We start from the raw sequence: 7,474 nt of genomic DNA on the forward strand, positions 1-7,474 counted from the left end.
ACTCGATGCTCGCTCATTACGAAGCCACGCGTACCCTTGCCGACGTTCCCGATCTTCACCCTGAAGGCACGGCCCTGATCTTCGAGGACCGCCCGATTGGCTATGCCGAGCTGTCGGCCTCGGCCAACCGCGTCGCGCAAGCGCTGATCGAGAACGACGTGATGCCGGGGGCACGTGTCGCGTTCGTCGGCCTCGACAGCGAGAAGAGCTACGAGATCCTGTTCGGCTGCGCGCGCGCCGGTGCCGTATTCGTCCCGGTCAACTGGAAGCTCGGCGCGGAGGAAATCGCGTTCATCGTCGAAGATGCCGAAGCTCAATTTCTGTTCGTCACGCCTGAGGTGGCCGAGCTCGCCCAGCGCTTGCGCACACAATGTCCGAAGCTGCGGCGCGTGATCGTCATCGATTCGGGCACGAACGGCCCCAACGATTACGGCGTGTGGCGCGATGCGGCGCCGGCCGTGCGCCCCGACTTCTACCGCGCCGATCCTGCCGCACCAGTCGTACAGGTCTACACGAGCGGCACGAGCGGTCGGCCCAAAGGCGTCGTGCTCGCGCATCGCGGCTTTCTCGACCTCGTGCGCGAGATCGTGCGCTCCGGCGACGAGTTCATCGACTGGCGCCCGGGCGATGTCGCCCTGCTCGCCTTGCCGACGTTTCATGTGGGCGGCCTGTGGTGGGCGATCCAAAATCTCGTCAACGGTGCGACCGGCGTCGTCATGAAGACCTTCGACGGCGCCAAGGCGCTCGCCGCCATCGAACGTCATCGCATCACGAAGCTCGCGTTCGTGCCGGCCATGCTGCGCTTTCTGCTGTCGGAGCCGGCGTGCACGAAGACCGATCTGTCGTCGGTCGGGCTCGTGATCTACGGCGGCTCGCCGATGCCGGCGCCGCTGCTAGCGCATGCCCAAACGCTGTTACGCTGCCCCTTCGCCCAAAACTACGGCTTGTCGGAGACGACGAACATGGCGATCTTCATGCCGCCGTCCGAACACGCGGCGCTCGGCGACGAACGCGCCAGCACGGCGGGCCGGCCATTGCATGGGGTATCGGTGCGCATCGTCGATCGCGAGCGGCTCGACGTGGCGCGCGGGCAGCACGGCGAGATCGCCTTTCATACGTCGAGCCGCATGCTCGGCTACTGGAAGCGCCCGAAGGAGACAGCCGAAACGCTCGTCGACGGCTGGCTCTTTACCGGCGATGCGGGCTATATCGACGAACGCGGCTATCTGCACATCACCGACCGCATCAAGGACCTCATCATTTCTGCCGGCGAAAACATCTCGCCAGCCGAGCTTGAACAAGCCCTGCAAACGCATCCGCAGATCGAGGAGGCGGCCGTGATCGGCGTCCCTGATCGGCGCTGGGGTGAGGTCCCTGTCGCTTATGTGGTTACTACGCCGGGCTCAGCGCTGACGAAAGCCGACATCATGGCGCACGCACGTTCGCATATCGCGCCGTTCAAGATGCTGTATGACGCGATCCTCATCGAGCGGTTGCCGCGCAACTCGACCGGCAAGGTGCTCAAGCGCGTGCTGCGAGAGCCGCATTGGGCCGGGCACGAGCGCCGCGTCAATTGACTGGTCGATTGGCGGGCGGCCAGCGAAGGCCGTCCGCGATTGTTTTACGTACGCAACAATTCATTTCGCCAAACGGGCATTTATCCAAGGTACCCGAGGCTCTACATTTGCACCTGTCACGGCGCCGTCGTTCGGCGCCGCACCGAATCGACAGGAGCATCACCGTGAAACGCAGCACGCTTCTCGCCACGCTTTTCGTTTCGTTCTTCGCCAGCACGGCCGCCTTCGCCGATGGCGGCAGCGGCATCGGTCACAACGGCAGCTACAACGATCAATCGTGGATCGGCGCGAGCACGAAGACGCGCGAGCAAGTGCGCGCCGAGGTCATCGAGGCAAGCCGCAACGGGACGTTGCCCTCGATGAACAAGCAAAGCTACCCGGATCTGGGCCTGGAAGGGCAAACGCAGGCTGCGCGTGTCGCCATGCAGGAAGGAAGTGCTGCGCGTATCGAGCTTGCCCGCGCGGGCCGCTAAACAACGCTAACGACATTCAACGAGATCATCCCATCATGTCGGATCACGTTCTCTCGCTACTTGATAACTGGGACAGCGACACGCCGCTGTGGACGCCGTTTGCGCCGCGGCGGCGCGCCGCCGCGGCAAGCACCATCAGCGTTGCGGCACGCCGTGGCGCCACTCGCCCCAATGCGTCGCAATGTCCTGCACCAGCGGATTGCCGGTCAGGAACAGGTTCTGGATCGCCGGACCGAAGCCACCCTGCGACGCGTAATTGAGCAGGTTGTCGGCGCTCGTCTGGCCTGCATACGGACGGTCGAAGTCGGAGCCCGCACGCAGCACGGCCACGCGCGTCAGATCGACGCGGTGCGCGGTCGCGGCGCGCGACAACGCTTCATACGTCGCGTTGTCCTCCTGCTGCGTCGTGCAGTAGGTGCCCTTGCCGTCCGTGACGATCTTGGTCCATTCGCGCGCACGTTCGCCGATCTGCGTGCCCGACCACCACGTATCGCCTGCCAGCGTGTCGCACTGAATGACCGACGGCGGACGATTAGCCGGCGCGTAGCCGTACTTGGCACGCGCGGCCTGTGCCTGCGCGCTGTCGGACAGCACGACATTGCGCGACAGCGCGAACGCAGCATCGGCCAGTTGCGGGTTCAACTGGAAGACTTCGGTGCGGTAGTCGAGCGGCGGCTTTTGCGACGGGTCCTTCGTGTTGATGCCGAGGAAGCCCGTGTTCCAGCCAGCCGGGATTTCGCGGCCGTCGAGCTCCCATTGGATGCCGAAGTCGACCAGATACTTGGACCAGGTGGCCGAGCCGATCGTGCCTTGCGCAGGATCGATACCGGCGATGCCGGCGATCATGAAGTACGTGTGGCGCAGGTCGAAGCGTGGCGAGAACGTGAGCGCCATCGTCGATGCCGCGGCATTCGCGTGGCCCATGCCCGTCGTCATGACGCAGATGTCTTGCTTATTGCAATGCACATCGGGGTAATCGGGCGAGAGCCCGGCGACGGGAATCGACTCCCACGGACCGAGCTTGTCGAGCCAGACCTGCCCTTCGGGTCCGAACATCGAGATGATCATGACCTTCATGGGATGACCGTGCCCGGCCGTTTCGGCAAAGCTGTCGGTGCTTTGCGCGTTGGAGGCCGTGGCCGCGCAGGCAGTGAGCGCGAGTGCGCCGATCGACAGGATGGAGCGAGTGAGCATAGGCGTTCCTTTTATTTCGTTCATTTGTTGGTGAGAACCGCTCTAGATTTGCTGTGTGTTGAGTACAGCGCGCTCAGTATAGTGGGGTCGGGGGTGGACGACTATGCTCGACGTATTTCATCACCGGGCAGCATTCTTGAAGACTCAGCGGTCAATGGCTCCGGTTCGCGCCGGCCTTCGCCTCGATCTCCTCGGTGTCCCAATGCCCGGCGACCATCGCCTCCGCGAGCATGCCCAGCGTGATCGGAACCAACGGCTGGCGTGATCGCTTCGAAAAGATCGAAGCGATCGCGCCAATGACGTCGAGACCTTCCGGGCCGAAATAGCGGGCGTAGGGAAACTCTTTCGCGGTGATTCCGAACCGCTCCACCCAATGGTCGATGAACTCGACCGCGTCGACGCCGGTCAAGCCGAGATCTTCTTCGAGTCGGGTCGATAGCTCGAGCCTCAGCTTTCCGAACAATGGCTTGCCGAGCTCCTCGCGAGCGAAAGCCTCCAACTTCCCCCAAGCCTCGTCTCGCTGCATGTTTAGAGCACCTTGTCTTCCGGCTTCACCAGCCGATTGTAGGTCGCAACCGTATTGCGCATGATGAAGAAGGCGTCATAGCTCATCATCACGACGCCGATCACAGGAATGGCACGGCCGACGAAGCCGCCGAGGCTTCGCGTGAAAGCGATTCTGAGCCCGCGCGGGCCAATGCCTACAATGGTTGGCAGCCTGTGGCGCAGTTGCAGCGGGAACAGCTTGCGCGCCGCGATCGAAATCACCGAAGTGCCCGCAGTCGCGCCGCCCAGCTTGCCAGCGACCGGCACGTCGTTCTGGCCGAGTAGCAGCATGGACACCGCGGCAAGGTCCTTGAACCCGAGTTGCTTCTCTGTCTCGTCGACTGTGACAAAGAAAAACAGCTCACCAGCCGACAGGTTCGTGTGTTGAAAAAATCGGTATCTGTTTTCGCTCATGCGTTTCGGCTTTTTTCGTATTGACTGCTTGCCCTTCTCTCAGGCGACGCAAGAATAGCAGACGTGCGGGGCTTCGACGCCCTACGTCGTCCGCGTTTCGGCCAAGCCAAAGTGGCGAACGCCGTTCGTCGCGTCAACAGGCCGCGCAACGGGAGACGAGCCTCGCCCAACATCTCGCCGACGCTCACCGTCAAAGAAACCGAGGATGCGACCGCTCTTTGTTTGATGTTAGGCGCGACAGACGCAGCGAAGCGCCCGCGCTCACAACGATCGGGGCCGGAGCGCACTGCCGGCAGCCGATCCCGTGTCGCCCCCTGCTTCGCGCGCTAGCTTTCGGCGACCGCTCGGCTCAGCGCCTGGCGAATCTGCAGCATCGATATAAAAGCTACGCTTAAACCTACGCTAACCGATGTCTGGAACGGCCGGCCGCTGCCGACCCGATCCGGCCAATGGATCCCACGCCACTTCAATGGCAGCTCCCAAGGTTCAACTGCCATCTGCGCGTGTTGCGTCGGCCGGCACCTCTCCGCCGAATCGGACAATCTCGACTGCTCCAGTCAGGCATATACTTACTGCTCGCTTCGAGTCAGTTGAAAGTTCTGCCGACAAATTCGGGAGGGGGGAATGACGACAGGCATCGACCAGATGTTGCAGAACTTCATCGCGTTGGAACCGGATATGACTGCTGCCCTCAATGCGGCTCCCAACGAGAGCGATACGCGGCTGAAAGCGCTCGATCGGATTTTGTTTGAGGTCTTAGGGTGGCGACATGAATCTGTTTTCACAGAGCCAGTAACCTCATCTGGATATATCGATTACCTGCTAACAGTCGGCGAGCGACGAGGTGCTATCGTAATTGAGGCTAAGCGGCCGGGGCTTCTCCAGGCAAATACCGCCGCAGGTAAATCGACGGTCCTGTCCCTTACCGGGCCTGTTCTGCAACCATTGAAGGATGGCATACGTCAAGCATTAACGTACGCAACAGAGCAAGGTACTCCAGTGGCGGCGCTTACCGATGGTCGTTGCTGGTTGTTTTTCAAAGCTTCAAGGACCGATGGCCGTCCTCCCTTGCAGGGAAAAGGAATCTTCTTTCCCACGATCGAATCCGTTAGAGACGATTTTTCGCGGTTTGCGGAATTACTTGCACTGCCGTACGTGCTCGAACGACGCCATTTGGCTCACCTCAATTCAGCCGAAGGGGTATCGATCGGCGAGGCCGAAGAACAGTATTTCGTTGCAAATCCAGCTGACGCCCATATGAAGCCACGCGACGCCCTCGCAACCGATGCATCTTTGATGTTCTCTCAGTTTTTCTCGCGTTTATCAAATACCGAAGACAAGGAAATGGTGCGAGCATGCTTTGTCGAAACGCCAGAAAGCCGACGCGCCGATTTCGAGCTTGAAAAGATCGTTCAAAACGTATTGAACGGCATAGCTTCCATTGACACAGCAGAAGGCTCTGCTCTTCAAGCAGAAATCGAGAAGACGCTGACTTCCCAAAGATCGGAGACAGTCGTACTCGTTGGGAACAAGGGCTCTGGAAAATCCACATTTATAGATCGTTTCTTTGGCGAAATACTGCCACTAAGCGTCAGGCAACGATGTTCGATTGCAAGAGTTGATCTTGGTGAATATTCAGGCGACTCATCTGGCGTAGTGGAGTGGTCGATTCGGCAACTTCGAGGACTGCTAGAGGTTCAGATCTGCACCAACCAACCGCCCAGCTATGACGATCTACAAGGTATTTTCTGGAATGAATATGTTCGCTGGAAAGATGGTCCCAAGAAACCGCTATACGAAACGAACAAAGATCAATTTAAAATTGCCTTCGGCGATCATATGGAGGTTAGACGGGAGAGCCAACCGGAGGAGTATGTTCGCCTCCTACTGAAGCGGTCAGCTGTGGGACTGAAGCGCTTGCCATGTATTGTCTTCGACAATACAGATCAATTCTCGTCTGAGATACAAGACGCAATCTACCAGCTTGCACACTCGCTTGAGAGCGCGTCATCGGTGTTTATCATCGTCCCAATAACAGACCGTACCGTTTGGAGGCTAAGTAAAGCTGGCGCACTTCAAAGTTATGCGGCCAAAAGTTTCTATCTTCCCGTCCCCGAGGCCAAGGAAATATTGGCGCGTCGCGTACGCTTTGTAAAGGAAAAAATCAACGTTGAGAAAGCAAATAATTCTTCTTATTTTTCAAAAAAGGGTTTCTCGGTAAGCATCGATGATCTATCCATGTTTTCGGATGCAGTCGAGCGAATATTCGTTGACAGCGACTATGTATCCGGCCTAATCGGGCGGCTTGCAAATTTCGATATTCGGCGCATGTTGCGACTGGCCGAGCGAATTTTTGTTTCCCCGGAAATAAAGATCGACGACATAGTCAAGTCTCACTATGGCGGACCGTCCGTTTCATCTAATAAATATCGAACCCATCGCGCCCTTATCAAGGGGGAGTATGACAGATTTTCTGAATCTGAAAATGAATATGTCTGCAATCTATTTTATACGGACCCGCGTAAGCCCGCATCCCCTTTGCTCGCGCTCTATGTACTCTGGATATTGCGCCAACGTTCCGTAAACGCTCGGTTGGATCAGGTGGAGGCGCGACATTGGCTGGTGTCTGAGCTGTGCGATTTCTTTGAGGCATGCGGAGTCCCCATTGAATCTGTTTTGGATATCGTGTCTCGCCTTTTTGATCGACGCTTATTGGAAACCCTTGATCCAAATGTGGCGAAGCCTACTCTTGCCGATCGGATTGCAATAAAGGAGAGCGGTATTGCTCATATCGAGTTGTTAGGTAACTCATCCGTCTATATGGAACAAATGGCGTTAACGACAGGCATTAACATTCGCCTGGTGCGCGACGAATTGAAGCAAAAATCGCATGGCTCGAACACCCAAAGCTTTATAGAGATGCGTGACGTATTTCTCGCGTATTTGCTCAAACTTGACTCAATTCGGGTTTCTATCCCCCAGACGAGTCAGTACAAGCAGTTGAACGAAGCGAGGGCGTTTGTCCGGGACATCCGGACGCTTGATAGGCCAGGACCACGCCTACAAAGCGGCACTCAGAATCGTCGGAGCGTGGGCGGACGTGCAAAGCAGTTCGCTGTTGCACGCAAGAACCTTCGAGGTGACAAATCGCGCTAGGGGAAAGTCCGTTCCCAGCTGCGGATTCAACCGGTCGATGCAACAGCTAGATGGAATCGTTCAGCCGGTGTATCGAAGTTTAGTGTCTTGCGCGGACGTTCGTTGAGCCGCCTG

Annotated in this window: 6 protein-coding genes; 3 read left to right on the forward strand and 3 right to left on the reverse strand. The window is 58.3% G+C overall.

All coding sequences use genetic code 11. From position 1 onward, the window contains the following. Nucleotides 1–5: 5 nt before the first annotated feature. Both D7S89_RS20885 and D7S89_RS20890 read left to right on the forward strand, forming a co-directional pair. Nucleotides 6–1,577 carry a long-chain-fatty-acid--CoA ligase gene (locus D7S89_RS20885; protein WP_183085293.1) on the forward strand — a complete coding sequence of 524 codons (1,572 nt, stop codon included), beginning with the start codon at nt 6–8 and terminating at the stop codon, nt 1,575–1,577. A 164-nt stretch (nt 1,578–1,741) separates the two neighbouring features. Then, nucleotides 1,742–2,050, forward strand: a complete 309-nt coding sequence (locus D7S89_RS20890) for a DUF4148 domain-containing protein (protein WP_121280696.1) — start codon at nt 1,742–1,744, stop codon at nt 2,048–2,050. Between the two features lie 135 nt (nt 2,051–2,185). Here D7S89_RS20890 and D7S89_RS20895 read toward each other — a convergent pair whose 3' ends face one another. The 3 genes from D7S89_RS20895 to D7S89_RS20905 all read right to left on the reverse strand — a co-directional run bounded on the left by D7S89_RS20895 (nt 2,186) and on the right by D7S89_RS20905 (nt 4,204). Then, nucleotides 2,186–3,244: a purine-nucleoside phosphorylase gene (locus tag D7S89_RS20895; RefSeq protein WP_121280698.1), complete on the reverse strand. Its 1,059-nt coding sequence runs from the start codon at nt 3,242–3,244 to the stop codon at nt 2,186–2,188. 151 nt (nt 3,245–3,395) lie between these two features. Further along, nucleotides 3,396–3,770, reverse strand: a complete 375-nt coding sequence (locus D7S89_RS20900) for a DUF1493 family protein (RefSeq protein WP_121280700.1) — start codon at nt 3,768–3,770, stop codon at nt 3,396–3,398. A 2-nt stretch (nt 3,771–3,772) separates the two neighbouring features. After that, nucleotides 3,773–4,204, reverse strand: a complete 432-nt coding sequence (locus tag D7S89_RS20905) for an STM2901 family protein (protein WP_121280702.1) — start codon at nt 4,202–4,204, stop codon at nt 3,773–3,775. Between the two features lie 624 nt (nt 4,205–4,828). Here D7S89_RS20905 and D7S89_RS20910 point away from each other — a divergent pair. Next, the gene (locus D7S89_RS20910; RefSeq protein WP_183085294.1) at nt 4,829–7,360 is read left to right on the forward strand and encodes an ATP-binding protein; all 2,532 of its coding nucleotides are present in this window, start codon (nt 4,829–4,831) and stop codon (nt 7,358–7,360) included. The last annotated feature ends 114 nt before the right edge of the window (nt 7,361–7,474 follow it).

Origin of the sequence: Trinickia fusca (genome assembly GCF_003628145.1) — a bacterium.
Taxonomy (GTDB): domain Bacteria; phylum Pseudomonadota; class Gammaproteobacteria; order Burkholderiales; family Burkholderiaceae; genus Trinickia; species Trinickia fusca.

Coding starts and splice junctions, on each gene's coding strand:
- D7S89_RS20885 (WP_183085293.1), top strand. CDS start 6: ATGCTCGCTCATTACGAAGCCACGCGTACCCTTGCCGACGTTCCCGAT.
- D7S89_RS20895 (WP_121280698.1), bottom strand. CDS start 3,244: ATGCTCACTCGCTCCATCCTGTCGATCGGCGCACTCGCGCTCACTGCC.
- D7S89_RS20900 (WP_121280700.1), bottom strand. CDS start 3,770: ATGCAGCGAGACGAGGCTTGGGGGAAGTTGGAGGCTTTCGCTCGCGAG.
- D7S89_RS20905 (WP_121280702.1), bottom strand. CDS start 4,204: ATGAGCGAAAACAGATACCGATTTTTTCAACACACGAACCTGTCGGCT.
- D7S89_RS20910 (WP_183085294.1), top strand. CDS start 4,829: ATGACGACAGGCATCGACCAGATGTTGCAGAACTTCATCGCGTTGGAA.